The following is a 16,865-nucleotide window of genomic DNA, read 5'->3' as shown; positions in this document are numbered from 1 at the left end:
ACGGCGTCAAGCAGAAGCTGTGCCAGTGGCGTCGGCGCGGGCCTGCTGGTAGACCCGCAGGGTGTCGGTGGCGGCGCGTTCCCAGCCGAAGCGCAGCGCCATGGCGTGGCGTTGCACCGCCTGCCAGTCGGCCGGGCGGCGGCGCAGCGCAAAGGCGCGGCGCAGGGCGGACCACAGGCTGTGTGTGTCGAGCCCCTGGAAGACGAAGCCGCTGGCACTGCCGTCGTCGAGGTTTTCAAGGCTGCAGTCGATGACCGTGTCGGCCAGCCCCCCCACCGCGCGCACCAGGGGGAGCGTGCCATAGCGCAGGCCGTAGAGCTGGGTCAGGCCGCAGGGCTCGAAGCGCGAGGGCACCAGGATCACGTCGCCGCCGGCGATCACGCCGTGGGCGAGCGACTCGTCGTAGCCGATGTGCAGGGCCACCTGCGCGGGGTGTCGCGCCACGCTGTCGCGCAGGGCGTCCTCGATGGCGGGGTCGCCCGCGCCGAGCACGGCGAGCTGGCCGCCGCGCTGCACCAGCCCGTCGATCACGCCGGGCAGCAGGTGCAGGCCTTTCTGTTCGGTGAGGCGGCTGACCACGACGAACAGCAGCGCATCGGGGCGGGCCTGCAGGCCCATGCGCTGCTGCAGCCGCGCCTTGGCCTCGGCCTTGCCCTGCAGGTGGTCGGCGTCAAAGCCGGGCTGCACCAGCGCATCGGCCGCCGGGTCCCACACCGCGTCGTCGACGCCGTTGAGGATGCCGTGCAGCACGGCTTGCCGGTGGCGCAACAGGCCGTCGAGGCCGCAACCCTGTTCTTCGCCGGTGATCTCGCGCGCGTAACTCGGGCTCACCGTGGTGATGGCGTCGCTGTATTGCAGCCCGGCCTTCATGAACGACACCTGGCCGTGGAACTCCAGCCCTTGCACGTGGAACAGCGCGTCGGGCAGCCCCAGGCGGTGGCACACGCTGATGGGGAACAGGCCTTGGTAGGCGAGGTTGTGGATGGTGAACACCGTGGCGGGGCGGCGGTGGCCCGCCGCGACCAGGCGGGCCAGGTAGGCGAAGGCCAGACCGGTGTGCCAGTCGTGGCCGTGCACCACATCGGGGTGCCAGGCCGGGTCCAGACCGGTGCCCAGCAACGCCGCCGCCCAGCCCAGCCAGGCGAACTGGTCGGCTGCGTCGGCCCAGGGCTTGCCGCTGGCGTCGTGGTACGGGTTGCCGGGCCGGTCGAACAGGCCGGGCGCGTGCAGCAGCATCACGGCCTGCCCGTTGGCGCTGATGCGGCCCCGTTGCAGCCAGGGTGTGGGACCGGGCGCCGAACTGGCCAGCGGCCCCAGCCCGCCCGGCAGGCCCATGGCGCCGCCCGCCGGCACCAGCAGGCTCGGCCCTTCGGGCGTGACGCCGGCCACGATGGACGGAAAGGCCGGCAGCAGCAGGCGCACATCAGCGCCCAGCGCCGACAGGGCCGGCGGCAAACCCGCACTCACGTCGGCCAAGCCCCCGGTTTTCAGCAGCGGAAAGACCTCGGAGCAGACGTAAAGGACTTTGGGGGAGTTCATGCAGAGATCCATGTCCGAACGAAGGGGAGTCAAGCCAGCACACCGCGGAACCGGCTTCGCCGGGCCGCCAGTGTGGCCTCCCGTACAGGGGGGTGACGCCGAAGGCGGCGCGGGGGGTGATCAAGTTCTCGGGGGGTCATTCCAAAGCCAACAGCATCTCGCGCGTCACCAGCACCACCCCGCTGTCGGTGCGGTAGAAGCGGCGCGCGTCCTCGGCGGCATCAAAACCGATCTGCATGCCCTCGGGGATCACGCAGCCGTTGTCGATCACCACCTTGCGCAGCTTGCAGTTCCGGCCCACGTCCACCTCGGGCAGCAGCACGGCCTCTTCGACCGTGGCGAAGGAGTGGATGTGGACCTTGGAGAACAGCACCGAGCGGCGCACCGAGCCGCCCGAGATGATGCAGCCGCCCGAGACCAGCGCGTCCACCGCCATGCCACGGCGACCGTCGTCGTCGAACACGAACTTGGCCGGCGGCAGCTGCTCCTGGTAGGTCCAGATCGGCCAGTCGCGGTCGTACATGTCGAGCTCGGGAATGGTGCCGGTGAGGTCGAGGTTGGCGGCCCAGTAGGCGTCCACCGTGCCCACGTCGCGCCAGTAGGCCGGGGCCTCGGGCGAGCTCTTCACGCAGGACATGCCGAAGGGGTGGGCCACGGCCTGGCCCTCGGCCACCATCGCGGGGATCACGTCCTTGCCGAAGTCGCGGCTGGAGCCGGGTGTGGCGGCGTCTTTTTCCAGCGCATCAAACAGGTGCTGCGCATCGAACACATAGATGCCCATGCTGGCCAGCGACACGCCCGGTTTGCCCGGCATGGCGGGCGGGTGCTCGGGTTTTTCCAGGAAGTGGGTGATTTGGCGGTGACCGTCGATGGCCATCACGCCGAAGGCGCTGGCCTCTTCGATCGGCACCTCGATGCAGGCCACCGTGCACTTCTTGCCCTGCGCCACGTGGTCGGCGATCAGCTCGGCGTAGTCCATCTTGTAGATGTGGTCGCCGGCGAGGATGAGGATGTATTCCGGCTTGTGCGCGCGCAGGATGTCCAGGTTCTGGTACACCGCGTCGGCCGTGCCCAGGTACCAGCTCTCGTCGTCCATGCGCTGCTGCGCCGGCAGCAGGTCGATGAACTCGTTGAACTCGTTGCGCAGGAAACTCCAGCCGCGCTGCAGGTGGCGCAGCAGGCTGTGCGACTTGTACTGGGTGAGCACGCCGATGCGGCGCACGCCCGAGTTCAGGCAGTTCGAGAGCGCGAAGTCGACGATGCGGAACTTGCCGCCGAAGTACACCGCGGGTTTGGTGCGGCGGTCGGTCAGCGCCTTCAGGCGCGAGCCGCGCCCACCGGCGAGCACCAGGCCGATGGTGCGGCGGGCCAGGTATTGGGGCGTGTTCTTGTGTTCCATGTTTGTCTCCTGTTGTGTTGAAAGGCGGTGGGAAGGGAAAGCCGGAGCGCGTGACCCACCCAGGGCACCCAAAGAACCGGCTTTGCCGGGCCAAAGGGTGCGTCCCCCTGGGGGGAGGGCGCGCAGCGGCGCAGGGGGGTCATTCCGGCCTCCATCGCCCGTGGGCGCGGGTCATGGCCGCCAGGCGCTCGGCGGGGCGGTGGTCCACCTGGCTCCAGTCGAAGCGCCATTCCCAGCAGCCGGTGGCCAGACCGGGGGTGTTCATGCGGTGTTTGGTGTCCAGGCCCAGCACGTCCTGGAACGGCACCACCAGCGTGTTGGCGACCGACATCGACAGCGCGTTGATCAGGGTCCAGTGCGGCTCGGTGTCCACACCGAGGCCCAGGTAGGCTCGCGCCGAGGTCTTTTCGCCGGCGGGCGCGCTGTTCCACCAGCCCACCGTGGTCTCGTTGTCGTGCGTGCCGGTGTAGGCCACGCAGCCGCGCTCCAGGTTGTGCGGCAGGTAGGGGTTGGCCGGTCCGCTGCCGAAGGCGAACTGCAGGATGCGCATGCCCGGGTACCCGCAGGCCTGGCGCAGCGCGCTCACCTCGGGCGTGATCATGCCCAGGTCTTCCGCGATGATGGGCAGCTGGCCCAGCTCGTCCTCGATCGCCTGGAAGAACGCGAGCCCGGGCCCGGGCTGCCACTGGCCGGCCACGGCGGTGGGCTCGCTGGCGGGGATTTCCCAGTGCGCCTCGAAGCCGCGGAAGTGGTCGAGCCGCACCACGTCGACCTGCTGGAACAGGTGCGCCAGCCGGTCTTTCCACCAGCGGTGGCCGCGGTGGGCCATGGCTTCCCAGTTGTAGAGCGGGTTGCCCCAGCGCTGGCCGGTGGGGCTGAAGTAGTCCGGGGGCACACCGGCCACCACATGGGGGTCCATCTGTTCGTCGAGCAGGAACTGGTCGGCGTGGGCCCACACATCGGCGCTGTGGTGCGCCACGAAGATCGGCGCGTCGCCCACCATCTGCACGCCGCGCTCGCGCGCATAGCCGCGCAACGCCTGCCACTGCACCCAGAAACGCCACTGCACGAAACGCCAGAAGCCCAGCGCGTGGGCCGACTGTTCGCGCACCGCGTCCAGCGCGGCCTGGTCGCGGCGGGCCAGCGGCTCGGGCCAGAGCGACCAGGGGCCGCCGTGGCGTTCGTCGATCACCATGAAGAGGGCGTGGTCGTCGAGCCAGTGGGCGTGTTCTTCGCAGAACGTGGCCAGGGCCTCGCGGCAGACGTCGGTGGCGCGCTGGTTGAACCCGTCCCAGGCCTTGCGCAGGCAGGCCATGCGGTACGGCGCCACGCGCTCGAAGTCGCAGCGGTGGTGGTCGAAACCCTTGCGCGCCATCCATGGCAGCCAGCCCTGTTGCACCAGGTCGTCCAGGTCCACCATCAGCGGGCTGCCGGCGAAGGCCGAGACGCTCTGGTAGGGCGAATTGCCCGGGCCGGCGGGCGAGAGCGGCAGGATCTGCCAGAGCGACTGGCCGGCGGAGGCCAGCCAGTCGACAAAGTGGCGCGCGGCGGAGCCGAGGTCGCCCGAGCCGTGGGGGCCGGGCAGGCTGGTGATGTGCAGCAGCACGCCGCTGGTGCGGCGCGAAAGGATGTCGTGGGGGTGCGGGTTCATGGCGTGGTGCGAAGGTGTGGCTTCAGCCTTGCAAGCTCTGGACCAGCAGGTGCACGCCCGGTTCGTTCAGCAGCAGCTCCCCGGTGTGGGCGCCGCCGGACGCGTCGGTGCGGGTCAGCGCGCGGGCGCTGTCCAGCCGCAGCGACCAGGCGCCCGCCGGCAGCGCCATGGTGGTGGGGCCGTGGCCGGCGTGCCACACCAGCAGCAGGCGCTCGGTGGGGGGCTGACCGGGTTCGCCCGCCGTGATGAGCGCACCCAGCGTGCGGTGGTCCGTGCTTTGCCAGGCCTGGAACGACGGCGCCAGGCCGTTCACGTCGATCCAGGCGATGTCGGCCGGCCCGCCCTGGGCGGGGGGCAGGCCGCTGAACCAGCGGGTCTGGCGCAGGCCCGGGTGCTGGCGGCGCAGCGCGGCCAGGCCACCCACGAAACCGGCCAGGGTGGTGTCGGCCCGCGCCCAGTCGAGCCAGGTGATGGCGTTGTCCTGGCAGTAGCTGTTGTTGTTGCCCTGCTGGCTGTGGCCGATCTCGTCGCCGGCCAGCAGCTGCGGCGTGCCCTGCGCGCAGAACAGCGTGGCGAGCAGGGCGCGGCGCCACAGGCCGCGCCGGTGCCGCACGCCGGGGTCGTCGCTCGGGCCTTCCGTGCCGGCGTTCGCGCTCAGGTTGTGGCCGTGGCCGTCGCGGTTGTCTTCGCCGTTGGCGCGGTTGTGCTTGCGGGCAAAGGCGGTGAGATCGGCGAGGTTGAAGCCGTCGTGGGCGGTGAGCAGGTTGACGCTGGCGGTGGGCAGCCGGTCGTGGCGGCGGAAGCGGTCGCTGCTGGCGCAGACGCGGTTGGCGAGTTCGCCGCGCGTGGCCGGGTGGCCGAGCCAGAAGGCGCGCACGCCGTCGCGGAAGCTGTCGTTCCACTCCAGCCAGCCCGGGGCGAAGCCGCCCAGGTGGTAACCGTTGGGGCCGATGTCCCAGGGCTCGGCGATCAGCCGCACGTGGCGCAGCACCGGGTCTTGCGCCATGGCGGTGAGCAGGGGGGCTTGGGGGTGGAAGGCATGGCCGAGCGCGGCGACGCGGCCCAGCGACACCGCGAGGTCAAAGCGGAAACCGTCCACGCCATAGGCCATCACCCACCAGCGCAGGCTGTCCATCACCCACTGCACCACGCGCGGCTCGCTCACGTTGAGGCTGTTGCCGCAACCGCTGAAGTTGTGCGGCACGCCACGCTCGCCCATGGCGTACCAGCTGTTCTGGCCCAGGCCGCGCCAGCTGAGCGTGGGGCCGTCGAGGTCGCTCTCGGCCGTGTGGTTGAACACCACGTCGAGCACCACCTCGATGCCCGCGCGGTGCAGCGCGTCCACCATCAGGCGGAACTCGGCGCGCACGGCGGCGGCCTGCTCGGCATCCGAGGGGTCGCGGCCCCCGGTGGCGGCCGCGTAGGCGGGCTCGGGCGCAAAGGCGCTGAGCGTGTTGTAGCCCCAGTGGTTGGAGAGGCCGCGCGCCAGCAGGTGGCGCTCGCTGATGTGCTGGTGCACCGGCAGCAGGCAGACGGTGGTGACGCCCAGGCGCTGCAGGTGGGCGAGCACGGCCGGGTGGGCCAGGGCGGCGTAACTGCCGCGCTGCGCCTCGGGCACCTCGGGGTGCAGGCGGGTCAGCGCCTTCACATGGGCTTCGTAGAGGAACACGCGCTCACCCGCGACCCATGGGCGTGGTGCGATGGCCTGGCCGGCGGCCAGTTCGGCCTCGGTGTCCAGCACCACGCACTTGGGCATGGCGGCGGCGTTGTCTTGCGGGTCGGGCTGGTGCTGCCCCCAGGCTAGGGTGGGCTGCAGCGGGTCCGCCGCGGTGTGGCCGGTCTGCAGCGCCAGGCGCCCGGTGTGGCCGACCAGGGCCAGCGCCCAGGGGTCGAGCAGCAGGCGGGCGGGGTTGAAGCGCTGGCCGGCGTCGGGGTTCCAGGGCCCATGGGCGCGCAGGCCGTAGAGCTGGCCGGAGGTCAGGCCCGGCACGAAGCGCGACCAGAGGCCATTCCCCGCGGCCACCAGCGCCACCCGACCAGTGGACCGTTGCGCCGCGTCGAACAGCTCCACCTCGACCGCACTGGCCTCGGGCGCCCAGACGGCAAACCGCACGCCACGCTGCCCGTTCTGCGCCTGCAGGTGGGCACCCAACCCGGGGGCGGTGTGCGCTGTGCTCATGCGCTCGCGGGTTCGGGCTGCAGCCAGACAACGGCCAGCGGGGGCAAGGTGAGCGCCGCCGACCAGCCCTGGCCGTGCAGCGGCTGTGCCTCGGCCAGCACGCGGCCATGGTTGCCCACGTTGCTGCCGCCGTAGTGGCCGGAATCGGTGTTGAGGCTTTCGCGCCAGGCGCCGTCGTGCGGCAGGCCGACGCGGTAAGCGTGGCGCACCACCGGCGTGAAGTTGGCGACCACGACCACGGTGTCTTCCAGCCGCTGCCCGTAGCGCACAAAGGCCAGCACGCACTGGTCGGCGTCGTCCACCACCAGCCACTGGAAGGCGTGCGGGTCGGTGTCTCGCGCGTGCAGCGCGGGCTCGCGGCGGTAGGTGTGGTTGAGGTCGCGCACCAGTTGCTGCACCCCCGCGTGCGTCGGGTCGCCCAGCAGGTGCCAGGGCAGCTCGCTGTCGTGGTTCCACTCGGTGGGCTGGGCCAGCTCGGCGCCCATGAAGAGCAGCTTCTTGCCCGGGTGCGCGTACATCCAGGCGTAGAGCGCGCGCAGGTTGGCGAGCTGCTGCCAGCGGTCGCCGGTCATCTTGCCCAGCAGCGAGCCCTTGCCGTGCACCACCTCGTCGTGCGAGAGCGGCAGCACATAGTCTTCGCTGTAGGCGTAGGCCATGGCGAAGGTCATCTTGTGGTGGTGCCAGCGCCGGTTGACCGGGTCTTCCGCCATGTAGGCCAGGGTGTCGTGCATCCAGCCCATGTTCCATTTGTGGTCGAAGCCCAGGCCGCCCTCAACCACCGGGCCGGTCACGCGGGGGAAGGCGGTGGACTCTTCGGCGATGGTGGTGGCCTGCGGTGCCTCGCGCTGCAGCACCTCGTGCACCTCGCGCACGAAGGCGATGGCCTCGTAGTTCTCGCGCCCGCCGTCGCGGTTGGGCACCCACTCGCCTTCGGGGCGGCTGTAGTCGCGGTAGAGCATGGAGGCCACGGCGTCCACGCGCAGGCCGTCGATGCCGTACTGCTCGATCCAGAACAGCGCGTTGCCGACCAGGAAGTTGCGCACCTCCAGGCGGCCGAAGTTGTAGATCAGCGTGTTCCAGTCGCGGTGGAAACCTTCGCGCGGGTCGGCGTGTTCGTACAACGCCGTGCCGTCGAAGCGCGCCAGCGCGTGTTCGTCGGTCGGGAAGTGGGCGGGCACCCAGTCCAGAATGATCTTCAGGCCGGCGGCGTGCGCGGCGTCGACGAAGCGGCGGAAGCCCTCGGGTGTGCCGTAGCGCGCGGTGGGCGAATACAGGCCGGTGGGCTGGTAGCCCCAGGAGGCGTAGAACGGGTGCTCGCTGACCGGCAGCAACTCCAGGTGGGTGAAGCCCATGCCGGTGGCGTAGGGCACGAGGTGCTCCACCAGGTCGTCCCAGGTGGGCAGGGTGTGGCCGCCACCCGGGCGTTTCCACGAACCCACGTGCACTTCGTAGACCGCCATGGGCGCGGGCGGCCGCGTGTGCGCCGCCGTGGCCATGGGCGAGGCGCGCAGGGGTTCACAGACGCGCGATGCGTTGCCCGGGGGCAGCTCGGTTTCGCGCGCGTAGGGGTCGGTCTTCATCACGGTGCTGCCGTCGGCACCGTGCACCTCGAACTTGTACCAGGCGCCCACGCCGGCCCCGGGCACGAACAGCTCCCAGACGCCGCACTCCGGGCGCAGCCGCATCGATTGCACCCGCCAGCCGTTGAAGTCGCCGGTCAGCCCGACGTGGCGGGCGGCGGGCGCCCACACGGCAAACGCCGTGCCCGCGACGCCGCCCATGACCGTGGGGTGGGCGCCGAGCTTTTGCCAGGGCCGCAGGTGCTTGCCCTCGGCGAGCAGCCAGGCATCGGTGTCACCGATCCAGAAACCGGGGGGCGAGGGGGTGTCGGTGGTGCTGGGGATCATGGTGGTGGGTCTCTGGGACATTCTGTCACTGAACTGGTACCAAGCGGTTACAAACCGGGGCGATCAGGGCGTGCGGGCACTGGGAGACAATCGGTCCATGCCCACGTCCGCAACCCGTTTTCTCACCCCGCAGCGCCTGCTCATGGCCTCGGTGGTGGTGGCCCTGATCACCATCACGCTCAAGACCCTGGCCTGGTACGTCACCGATTCGGTGGGCCTGCTCTCGGACGCGATGGAGTCGCTCGTCAACCTGGCCAGCGCCATCTTCGGGCTGGTGATGGTGACGATCGCGGCCCGCCCGGCGGACGACGACCACCCTTACGGGCACCACAAGGCCGAGTACTTTTCGTCCGGTTTCGAGGGCATCCTGATCATCGTCGCGGCGCTGGGCATCGTCTGGACGGCGGTCCATCGCCTGCTCGACCCCCAGCCCATCGAGCAGGTGGGCTGGGGCCTGGCGCTGTCGGTGGCGAGCTCGGCGCTCAACGGCCTGCTGGCCTGGGTGATGTTCCGCGCTGCGAAGGAACACCGTTCGATCGCGCTGGAGGCCGACGCCAAACACCTGACCACCGACGTCTGGACCTCGGCCGGCGTGGTGATCGGCATCGCCCTGGTGCATTACACCGGCTGGCTCTGGCTGGACCCGGTGGTGGCCATTGGCGTGGCGCTCAACATCCTGAAAGAAGGGTTCCACCTCATCTGGCGCTCGTCGCAAGGGTTGATGGACGAGGCCCTGGAGCCGGAGGTGATGGCCACGATCCAGCAGACGCTGGACGGTTTTGCGAGCCAGCGAGGCGAGGTGGCCATCATCCGCTTTGACCACGTGAGCACCCGCAAGGCCGGGCAGCGGCGGTTTGTCGATCTGCACATGCACATGCCCGCGAGCTGGACGCTCGGGCGCGCGGCCGCCGTGCGCGTCAGCGTGGAGCAGGCGCTGATGAGCGCGGTGCCGGGGCTGCGGGCGTCGATCCAGTTGCTGCCCAGCGACGTGGAAGCCCATTTCTTTGACGAGGCCGATCTCAAGTGATGTCCCTGCTGCAGCGCGTGAGCGAGGCCCGCGTCGTGATCGCGGGCGAGACCGTGGGCGAGATCGGTCACGGCCTGCTGGTGCTGGTCTGCGCCGAACCGGGCGACACCGAGGCCGTCGGCGAGAAGCTGCTGGCCAAGATCCTGAAGCTGCGCATCTTCTCCGACGACCAGGGCAAGATGAACCGCAGCGTGCAGGACGTGGCCGGAGGCCTGCTCATCGTCAGCCAGTTCACCCTTGCGGCCGACACCCGCAGCGGCAACCGACCGGGCTTCACCCAGGCCGCGCCGCCCGCGCTGGGCGAGGCGCTCTACCACCGCTTCGTCGAGACCGCACGCCGGCAGCATCCCGTGGTGCAGACCGGCCGCTTCGGCGCCGACATGCAGGTCCACCTGATCAACGACGGGCCGGTGACGATCCCCCTGCGCATGGGTTGAGCGCGGCGCGTCCCGATCCTGTTTTCTTCGATGTCATGACCCTTCAACTGTTCGATTCCTTTTCCGCCTCTCCGCGCCCCGACGCCGACCGCCTCCTGGGCGGTTTCCGGTTGGGCGATGCGCCTTCCGATGCAGCGCCGGCCTGGCCGTTGCAGCGCCTCGTCACCCCGTTGCTGGGCGCCGACCGCCGCGGGTTCGAAGAGGCCTGGGTGGTGCCGGGCGACGCGCCGATGCTCGCCGGCCACACCGAAGGCATTGCCTGGCGCCGCTGCGACGACCTGCTGTTCGGCGTGATCGAGCTGGACGAGGCGCAGGTGACCGCCGCACCGCCGCGCTCGGCGCTGCACATCGCGAGCGAGATGGCCTACGCGCGCATCTTCCGCCTGCTTGATGCCCAGGGCCTGCCCCACCTGTGGCGGCTGTGGAACTACATGGCCGACATCAACCGCGAGTCTGACGGGCTGGAGCGCTACCGGCAGTTCAACCTGGGGCGCGCCGAAGCCTTCGAGCACGCGGCGCGCAGCGTGGTGGGCCGCGTGCCGGCCGCGTGTGCGCTGGGGCTCGCCGGCGGGCCGCTGAGCATTGCCTTCCTGGCCAGCGCCACGCCGGTGATCCCGATCGAAAACCCGCGCCAGGTCAGCGCCTTCCTGTACCCGAGCGACTACGGGCCGCGCCCCCCGACCTTTTCGCGCGCGGCGCTGGCGCAGACGCCTGGTCAGGAGATCCTGTTCGTGTCGGGCACCGCCAGCATCGTCGGCCACCAGACCGTGCACCTGGGGGATGTGCGGGCGCAGACGGCCGAGAGCCTGGACAACATCGCGGCGGTGCTGGCCGCGGCGCGGCCACATTCGCGCAGCGGCGGGTTCGGGCTGCCCGATCTTGCCTACCGCGTGTACGTGCGCGACGCCGCCGATCTGGCGGTGGTGCGCGAGGTCATCGACCCGCGCGTGGGCGGTGCGCCCGTGGTGTGTGTGCTGGCCGACGTGTGTCGCGCCGACTTGCTGGTCGAGATCGAGGCACAGGGAATTCGGTAACCCCCTGCGCCGCTTCGCGGCTTCCCCCCTTGAAGGGGGGACCCCACCAGTGGCCCGGCGAAGCCGGTTCCACGGTGGGTCTGGTGAATGCACGTGCTTCGGAACGCCAGCCGGGTCAGTACGGGCTTGCGATGCCCAGCCCGGCGAGGATTTCAATCTCGCGCGCTTCCATGTCTTCCGCGTCGGCCTCGCTGGTCTCGTGGTCCCAGCCCTGGGCGTGCAGGGTGCCGTGCACCAGCAGGTGGGCGTAGTGCGCGGCCAGGGTCTTCTTCTGTTCCTTCGCCTCGCGCGCCACGACCGGCGCGCACAGCACCAGGTCGGCCATCACCAGGGGCTCGGTCGCGTAGTCGAAGGTGAGCACGTTGGTGGCGTAGTCCTTCTGGCGGTAGCTGTGGTTCAGCGCCTGGCCTTCTTCGGCGTCCACGATGCGCACGGTGATCTCGGCGTCGGCGTCCAGCGCGTGGCGGATGCAGCGGATCACCCGGTGGCGCGGCAGCGCGGCGCGGTGGAGGGCGGCGTCGTCCAGCGCGCCGAATTGCAGGGACAGGGAGAGCGAGGGCAGGGCCATGGTGTCAGGCGGTTTTGCGGCGGGCGCGTTTCACCGGCGGCGCGTCCGCCGCGCCCGGGCTGCGCGCGTCGTAGGCATCCACGATGCGCGCCACCAGCGGGTGGCGCACCACGTCGGCGCTGGTCAGGCGGTTGAAGGCGATGCCGGTCACGCGCTTGAGCACGCGCTCGGCGTCGATCAGGCCCGAGAGCTGGGTGATGGGCAGGTCGATCTGGCTCACGTCGCCGGTGATGACGGCCTTGCTGCCGAAGCCGATGCGGGTGAGGAACATCTTCATCTGCTCCACGGTCGTGTTCTGCGCCTCGTCGAGGATCACGAAGGCGTGGTTCAGCGTGCGCCCGCGCATGAAGGCCAGCGGCGCGATCTCGATCTGCTGGCGCTCGAAGGCCTTCTGCACCTTGTCGGCGCCCATCAGGTCGTAGAGCGCGTCGTACAGCGGGCGCAGGTAGGGGTCCACCTTCTGGCCCAGGTCGCCGGGCAGGAAGCCGAGCTTTTCACCCGCCTCGACGGCCGGGCGCGTGAGCACGATCTTCTGCACCGCGCTGCGCTCCAGCGCATCGACCGCGCAGGCCACGGCCAGGTAGGTCTTGCCGGTGCCGGCCGGGCCGATGCCGAAGGTGATGTCGTGCGTGGCCATGTTCTCCAGGTAACGCGCCTGGTTGGGCGTGCGCCCGCGCACCTCGCCGCGCCGCGTCTGCATCGCCAGCGCGCCGTCGCCCGGCTCGGCCAGCGCCGTGTCGCCGCTGAGCATGAGCTGCACCTGTTCGGCGGGAATCGGCTTCTTCGCCATCTCGTACAGCGCCTGGATCACCTCCAGCGCCTGCTGCGCCCTGGCCTTGGGGCCTTCGATGCGGAACTGCTCGAAACGGTGCGCCACCTTGAGCTGCAGCGCCGCCTCGATGCTGCGGATGTGGCTGTCCATCGGGCCGCACAGGTGGGCCATGCGGGCGTTGTCGGGCGGGGAGAAGGTGTGGCGGAGGATCAAAACGGATAATCCAGGACAGTCCAATGAAAGGTCTTCAATGATAGGCAAGTTGACCGGCACGCTGCTGGAGAAAAATCCGCCCCAGATCCTGATCGACTGCCACGGCGTGGGTTACGAGGTGGACGTGCCCATGAGCACCTTCTACAACCTGCCCGCGCTGGGCGAAAAAATCTCGCTGCTGACGCACTTCGTGGTGCGCGAAGACGCGCAGCTGCTCTACGGCTTTGGCAGCGCCGCCGAGCGCGAGGCCTTCCGCCAGCTCGTCAAGATCAGCGGCATCGGTCCGCGCACCGCGCTCTCGGTGCTCTCGGGCATGAGCGTGGGTGACCTGGCGCAGGCCGTGACCGCGCAGGACGGGGCGCGCATCGTCAAGGTGCCCGGCATCGGCAAGAAGACCGCCGAGCGCCTGCTGCTCGAACTCAAGGGCAAGCTCGGCGCCGACCTGCCGCTGTCCGGTGGCGCCACCGCCGTGGGCGACGCGGCCAGCGACATCCAGCAGGCGCTGATGGCGCTGGGCTACAACGAAAAGGACGCGGTCGCCGCGCTCAAGGCCCTGCCCGCGGGCGTGGGGGTGAGCGAGGGCATCAAGCTGGCGTTGAAGGCGCTGGCGAAGTAAGGGGAAGTCCAGCCGGGAACGCGGCGGAACCGGCTTTGCCGGGCCGCAACGCGTTGCCCCCTGGGGGGTGGCGCCGCAGGCGGCGCGGGGGGAGTCCTCCTTTACTGCGCGTCCCGCACCACCCGCCCGTTGAGCGCCTGCACAGGGCGGGCATTGTTGGGGAACAGCTGGGCAAACAGCCTCAACTGGTCCTTGCTGACCGTCACCGGTGCCTTGATCACGTTCCACAGCACGCCTTCGGTGCAGGGCGGTGTGGTGAGTGAGCCCATGAACTGGTAGTAACGCTGGTCTGGCGGCAGCAGGGCGTTCATGTCGAGCAGACCGGCGGGCAGGCGCACGCGGTCGCCCGTGTCCAGCGGCATGTGGGTCCAGACCTTGTGCACCAGTTCGTTGGCCGCGCCCGGGTCGATCAGCACGGCGACCACGGCGAGCTGGCCTTCGGGGTTTTTGTGCACCAGGTGCGCGACCATCGAGAAACCCTTGTGATTGACCTTCTCTTCCGCCGGGTGGTGGAAATGGAACTGCAGCAGCTGGTAGGTCGAGCCGCGCACGCTCAGGGTGTTGCCGGGCTCCAGATCGACCTGGATGGTGTGGCCGTTGTTCACCACGCTGCCGCCGGTGGGGCGGTAGTCGAACTGCAACGGCTCGGCCGGGCCCTGGAGGGTGCCGGTGTCCTGGATGTGCACGGGCGACTGGCGCTTGCCGACGGCACAGGTGTCGAACTCGGGTTTCACGCCGGCCCAGTGCTCGGGGCCGTGTTCGCCCTCGTAGGACCAGTGGGGGTCGTGGCCTTTGGCGCCCCGGGCTTCGGGGGCCGCGTGTCCGCTGCGGATGGCGGCGACGGCCCGGTTGTGGTCTGGGGCGGTGGCGGCCGCGGCGTGGAGCCTGACGCGTGGCCTGGCGGTGACCGGCGCCTGCGGTTCGGCAGCCGGTGCCGAGGCGACCGCGGGGCCGCCTGCCGGCGCGCGTGCGGGTTCGCCGATCACCAGCGAGACCCCGCTTTTGGGGCTGCCGCTGGCGTCGAGGGCGGCCTTGATGCGGCTGGCCGCCGCCAGCGTCTCGGTCGAGCGGTCGCCACCGGCCGCCGGGTGGGCGGCCTGGGGCTTGGCGGTGGCGGCGGGGCGGGGCTCGGCGTGCGCGGCCGCCGCAGGGGGCGCCGCGGCGTCGCTGGCGGCGGCGGGGCCGGCCAGGCCGCACAGCGCCGCCACCGCGAGCAAGGACAGCGGGGCGGACAGGCGGAGTGCGGAGGGCGTTTTCATGGCGGGGGCAGGGTTCGTGCGTGAGACGGTGTTGCCGGTGTATCGGCAGCGGCGATCACCGACTTGAGCGGCCGTCTGCGGGGGGTGGCCTGTATAGTCAGTGACCGCCCCGCTGTTCCCAACCGACGCCCCTGCCGTGAGCATCCAGACCGACGATTTCGCTCCCTCGCCCCGTGTGGTGTCCGCCGCCGCCGTGTCGCCCAAGGAAGAGGCGATCGAGCGCGCGCTGCGGCCCAAGCTGCTGGACGAATACGTGGGCCAGCAGAAGGTGCGCGAGCAACTGGAGATCTTCATCGGCGCGGCCAAGAAGCGCAGCGAGGCGCTGGACCACGTGCTGCTGTTCGGCCCGCCCGGCCTGGGCAAGACCACGCTCAGCCACATCATTGCGCAGGAGCTGGGCGTGAACCTGCGCCAGACCAGCGGGCCGGTGCTGGAAAAACCCAAGGACCTGGCGGCGCTGCTGACCAACCTCGAACCCAACGACGTGCTGTTCATCGACGAGATCCACCGGCTCAGCCCGGTCGTCGAGGAAATCCTCTACCCCGCGCTGGAGGACTACCAGATCGACATCATGATCGGCGAGGGGCCGGCGGCGCGCAGCATCAAGCTGGACCTGCAGCCCTTCACCCTGGTGGGCGCGACCACGCGCGCCGGCATGCTGACCAACCCGCTGCGCGACCGCTTCGGCATCGTGGCGCGGCTGGAGTTCTACACCGCCGACGAGCTGGCGCTGATCGTCCGGCGCAGCGCCGGCCTGCTCCACGCGCCGATGGACGAGGCCGGCGGCTTCGAGATCGCGCGCCGCTCGCGTGGCACGCCCCGCATCGCCAACCGCCTGCTGCGCCGCGTGCGCGACTACGCGGACGTGAAAGGCACTGGCCGCATCACCACCGACATCGCCAACCGCGCGCTGGCCATGCTCGACGTGGACCCCGAAGGTTTTGACCTGATGGACCGCAAGCTGCTGGAGGCCGTGATCCACCGCTTCGACGGTGGGCCGGTGGGGCTGGACAACATCGCCGCCAGCATCGGCGAAGAGCGTGACACGATCGAAGACGTGATCGAACCCTACCTGATCCAGCAGGGGTTCCTGCAGCGCACGCCACGCGGGCGCATCGCCACGCTGGCTGCCTACCGACACCTTGGTGTGATGCCCCCGCAGTCGGGCGATCACCTGTTCCCGGACGCGAGCTGACGTGCCAAGGGGTTGGGACCACACCACCGGCATGCCGCCTGGCACCGAGGCGCTGTACCGGGCGGCGCTCGGGCCGGCTGGTGCCCGAGCCTACCTGCCTTTCTTCACCGTTTTTGAGGCATGTGGTCGCTCGGGGGCGGTCTGGAGCCCGCGCGCGGCGGTGGGCAACCTGGCGTGGCTGGTCTACTGGCGCTTGTGGGACGCTGTGCTCGCTCAGGCCAGCCTGGCGGTCGCCGGGGCGGGCGCGCTGGGCTGGCTCTGGGCGCGCGCAGACGGTGTGCCCGTGGGCGTGCGGGTCGGTCTGACGGCGACGTTCTGTGGGCTGTGGTGCGCGTTGCCCGGGCTGTGGGGTGTGGCCTGGCTGCACGGTGGCCTGCGCCAGCGCGCGAAGCTTGCTGTCGAGGAGGCCGAGACCTTCAAAGAGGCCCTGGAGCGGCTGGAGCGCTCAGAGAATGCGTGGCGCCTTCGGGGCTTGGGGGTCGCCGCGGCGGTGACCCTGGCGGTGGCGCTGCTGGCCGGGGTGGTCTGGCAACTGTGGCGGGCGCCCGTGGCAGCGGGCGAGCCCGCCAGCGCGGCGCCTCGGCCGGCACAGCCACCCGCCGCCAGCGCGGCCGCCGTGCCGCCGCCCGCCGCCACCCAGCCGGCGCTGCCCAAGCCTGAACCTGACCTCGAACCCGTGGTCGAGCACCCGGTGGCCTCGCCGGCCGCTGCGCCGGGGCCTGCCGCTCCCGAGGCCCCGGGCATCCGCCCCCGGCCCCGCGGTTTTGGGGTCAACGTCGGCATGTTTGCCGTGGCGGGCAACGCCGAACGGGTGAAGGCGCGCTTGGCCGAGGCGGGCTTGCCCGTGCTGGACGATCCCGTCGAGTCGGCGCGAGGGCCGCTCACCCGCATTCGGGTGGGGCCGTTCGATCAATCCGAACAGGCCGAAGCAGCCGCCAAGACCGTTCGGGCGCTGGGCCTGGAGGCCCGGGTCTACGCACCGTGACCTGCGGTTCAACGGGCACACACAACCCCAGGAGGATGAAGGTGTTCCGCGCGTCCCGGCGCAGCGGACGGGTGGGGAAGCCGC

At 70.6% G+C, this 16,865-nt stretch carries 14 protein-coding genes; 6 read left to right on the top strand and 8 right to left on the bottom strand.

The window, feature by feature from the left end; all coding sequences use genetic code 11:
* Window positions 1-6: 6 nt before the first annotated feature.
* The 5 genes from glgA to glgB all read right to left on the bottom strand — a co-directional run bounded on the left by glgA (window position 7) and on the right by glgB (window position 8,696).
* On the bottom strand, window positions 7-1,539 hold the full coding sequence (gene glgA, locus IV088_RS03440) for a glycogen synthase GlgA (protein ID WP_291097729.1): 1,533 nt from the start codon (window positions 1,537-1,539) through the stop codon (window positions 7-9).
* Between the two features lie 136 nt (window positions 1,540-1,675).
* Window positions 1,676-2,938, bottom strand: coding sequence for a glucose-1-phosphate adenylyltransferase (gene glgC / locus IV088_RS03435; RefSeq protein ID WP_291097727.1), 1,263 nt, complete (start codon window positions 2,936-2,938; stop codon window positions 1,676-1,678).
* A gap of 139 nt (window positions 2,939-3,077) precedes the next feature.
* Window positions 3,078-4,589, bottom strand: coding sequence for a 4-alpha-glucanotransferase (gene malQ / locus IV088_RS03430; RefSeq protein ID WP_291097725.1), 1,512 nt, complete (start codon window positions 4,587-4,589; stop codon window positions 3,078-3,080).
* Between the two features lie 22 nt (window positions 4,590-4,611).
* Complete coding sequence (gene glgX, locus IV088_RS03425; protein ID WP_291097723.1) at window positions 4,612-6,768, bottom strand: glycogen debranching protein GlgX; 2,157 nt, start codon at window positions 6,766-6,768, stop codon at window positions 4,612-4,614.
* The gene (gene glgB, locus IV088_RS03420; RefSeq protein WP_291097721.1) at window positions 6,765-8,696 is read right to left on the bottom strand and encodes a 1,4-alpha-glucan branching protein GlgB; all 1,932 of its coding nucleotides are present in this window, start codon (window positions 8,694-8,696) and stop codon (window positions 6,765-6,767) included. Before glgB ends, glgX begins: the two co-directional genes overlap by 4 nt.
* A 76-nt stretch (window positions 8,697-8,772) precedes the next feature.
* Between glgB and IV088_RS03415 the strand changes: the two genes are divergently transcribed.
* From IV088_RS03415 to IV088_RS03405, 3 genes are read left to right on the top strand one after another with little or no spacing between them, the layout of a single operon-like run.
* Entirely contained in the window at window positions 8,773-9,702 is a 930-nt protein-coding gene (locus IV088_RS03415; protein WP_291097719.1) for a cation diffusion facilitator family transporter, read from the top strand.
* Window positions 9,699-10,139 carry a D-aminoacyl-tRNA deacylase gene (gene dtd / locus IV088_RS03410; protein ID WP_291097717.1) on the top strand — a complete coding sequence of 147 codons (441 nt, stop codon included), beginning with the start codon at window positions 9,699-9,701 and terminating at the stop codon, window positions 10,137-10,139. The genes IV088_RS03415 and dtd overlap by 4 nt, the downstream gene beginning before the upstream one ends.
* A 35-nt stretch (window positions 10,140-10,174) precedes the next feature.
* Complete coding sequence (locus IV088_RS03405; RefSeq protein ID WP_291097715.1) at window positions 10,175-11,173, top strand: hypothetical protein; 999 nt, start codon at window positions 10,175-10,177, stop codon at window positions 11,171-11,173.
* A 115-nt stretch (window positions 11,174-11,288) separates the two neighbouring features.
* On the opposite strand, the gene ybeY is transcribed toward IV088_RS03405, so the two are convergent.
* Together ybeY and IV088_RS03395 are read right to left on the bottom strand one after the other, a co-directional pair.
* The gene (gene ybeY, locus IV088_RS03400; protein WP_291097713.1) at window positions 11,289-11,741 is read right to left on the bottom strand and encodes an rRNA maturation RNase YbeY; all 453 of its coding nucleotides are present in this window, start codon (window positions 11,739-11,741) and stop codon (window positions 11,289-11,291) included.
* A gap of 4 nt (window positions 11,742-11,745) precedes the next feature.
* Window positions 11,746-12,726, bottom strand: coding sequence for a PhoH family protein (locus tag IV088_RS03395; RefSeq protein WP_291097711.1), 981 nt, complete (start codon window positions 12,724-12,726; stop codon window positions 11,746-11,748).
* A gap of 37 nt (window positions 12,727-12,763) precedes the next feature.
* Between IV088_RS03395 and ruvA the strand changes: the two genes are divergently transcribed.
* Entirely contained in the window at window positions 12,764-13,342 is a 579-nt protein-coding gene (gene ruvA, locus IV088_RS03390) for a Holliday junction branch migration protein RuvA (RefSeq protein ID WP_291097709.1), read from the top strand.
* Window positions 13,343-13,443: 101 nt separating this feature from the next.
* Here the strand turns inward: ruvA and IV088_RS03385 are convergent, their stop codons facing one another.
* Window positions 13,444-14,601 (bottom strand): carbonic anhydrase, encoded by a 1,158-nt coding sequence (locus tag IV088_RS03385; RefSeq protein ID WP_291097706.1) that lies wholly within the window; start codon window positions 14,599-14,601, stop codon window positions 13,444-13,446.
* Between the two features lie 136 nt (window positions 14,602-14,737).
* On the opposite strand from IV088_RS03385, the gene ruvB reads away from it, so the two are divergent.
* Together ruvB and IV088_RS03375 are read left to right on the top strand one after the other, a co-directional pair.
* Window positions 14,738-15,796 carry a Holliday junction branch migration DNA helicase RuvB gene (ruvB, locus tag IV088_RS03380; protein ID WP_291097704.1) on the top strand — a complete coding sequence of 353 codons (1,059 nt, stop codon included), beginning with the start codon at window positions 14,738-14,740 and terminating at the stop codon, window positions 15,794-15,796.
* A 31-nt stretch (window positions 15,797-15,827) separates the two neighbouring features.
* A complete protein-coding gene (locus IV088_RS03375; RefSeq protein ID WP_291097702.1) occupies window positions 15,828-16,781 on the top strand; it encodes an SPOR domain-containing protein in 954 nt (317 codons plus the stop codon).
* The last annotated feature ends 84 nt before the right edge of the window (window positions 16,782-16,865 follow it).

Origin of the sequence: Hydrogenophaga sp., from assembly GCF_018780075.1 — a bacterium.
Classification (GTDB): Bacteria; Pseudomonadota; Gammaproteobacteria; order Burkholderiales; family Burkholderiaceae_C; genus Hydrogenophaga.
Note: the sequence above shows the minus strand (reverse complement) of the source record. Positions and strands in the feature narration are given on the sequence as shown.

What these genes read in the sequence shown, in the direction of transcription:
- glgA (WP_291097729.1), bottom strand. Translation starts at nt 1,539, where the DNA reads ATGAACTCCCCCAAAGTCCTTTACGTCTGCTCCGAGGTCTTTCCGCTG.
- glgC (WP_291097727.1), bottom strand. Translation starts at nt 2,938, where the DNA reads ATGGAACACAAGAACACGCCCCAATACCTGGCCCGCCGCACCATCGGC.
- malQ (WP_291097725.1), bottom strand. Translation starts at nt 4,589, where the DNA reads ATGAACCCGCACCCCCACGACATCCTTTCGCGCCGCACCAGCGGCGTG.
- glgX (WP_291097723.1), bottom strand. Translation starts at nt 6,768, where the DNA reads ATGAGCACAGCGCACACCGCCCCCGGGTTGGGTGCCCACCTGCAGGCG.
- glgB (WP_291097721.1), bottom strand. Translation starts at nt 8,696, where the DNA reads ATGTCCCAGAGACCCACCACCATGATCCCCAGCACCACCGACACCCCC.
- IV088_RS03415 (WP_291097719.1), top strand. Translation starts at nt 8,773, where the DNA reads ATGCCCACGTCCGCAACCCGTTTTCTCACCCCGCAGCGCCTGCTCATG.
- IV088_RS03405 (WP_291097715.1), top strand. Translation starts at nt 10,175, where the DNA reads ATGACCCTTCAACTGTTCGATTCCTTTTCCGCCTCTCCGCGCCCCGAC.
- ybeY (WP_291097713.1), bottom strand. Translation starts at nt 11,741, where the DNA reads ATGGCCCTGCCCTCGCTCTCCCTGTCCCTGCAATTCGGCGCGCTGGAC.
- ruvA (WP_291097709.1), top strand. Translation starts at nt 12,764, where the DNA reads ATGATAGGCAAGTTGACCGGCACGCTGCTGGAGAAAAATCCGCCCCAG.
- IV088_RS03385 (WP_291097706.1), bottom strand. Translation starts at nt 14,601, where the DNA reads ATGAAAACGCCCTCCGCACTCCGCCTGTCCGCCCCGCTGTCCTTGCTC.
- IV088_RS03375 (WP_291097702.1), top strand. Translation starts at nt 15,828, where the DNA reads ATGCCGCCTGGCACCGAGGCGCTGTACCGGGCGGCGCTCGGGCCGGCT.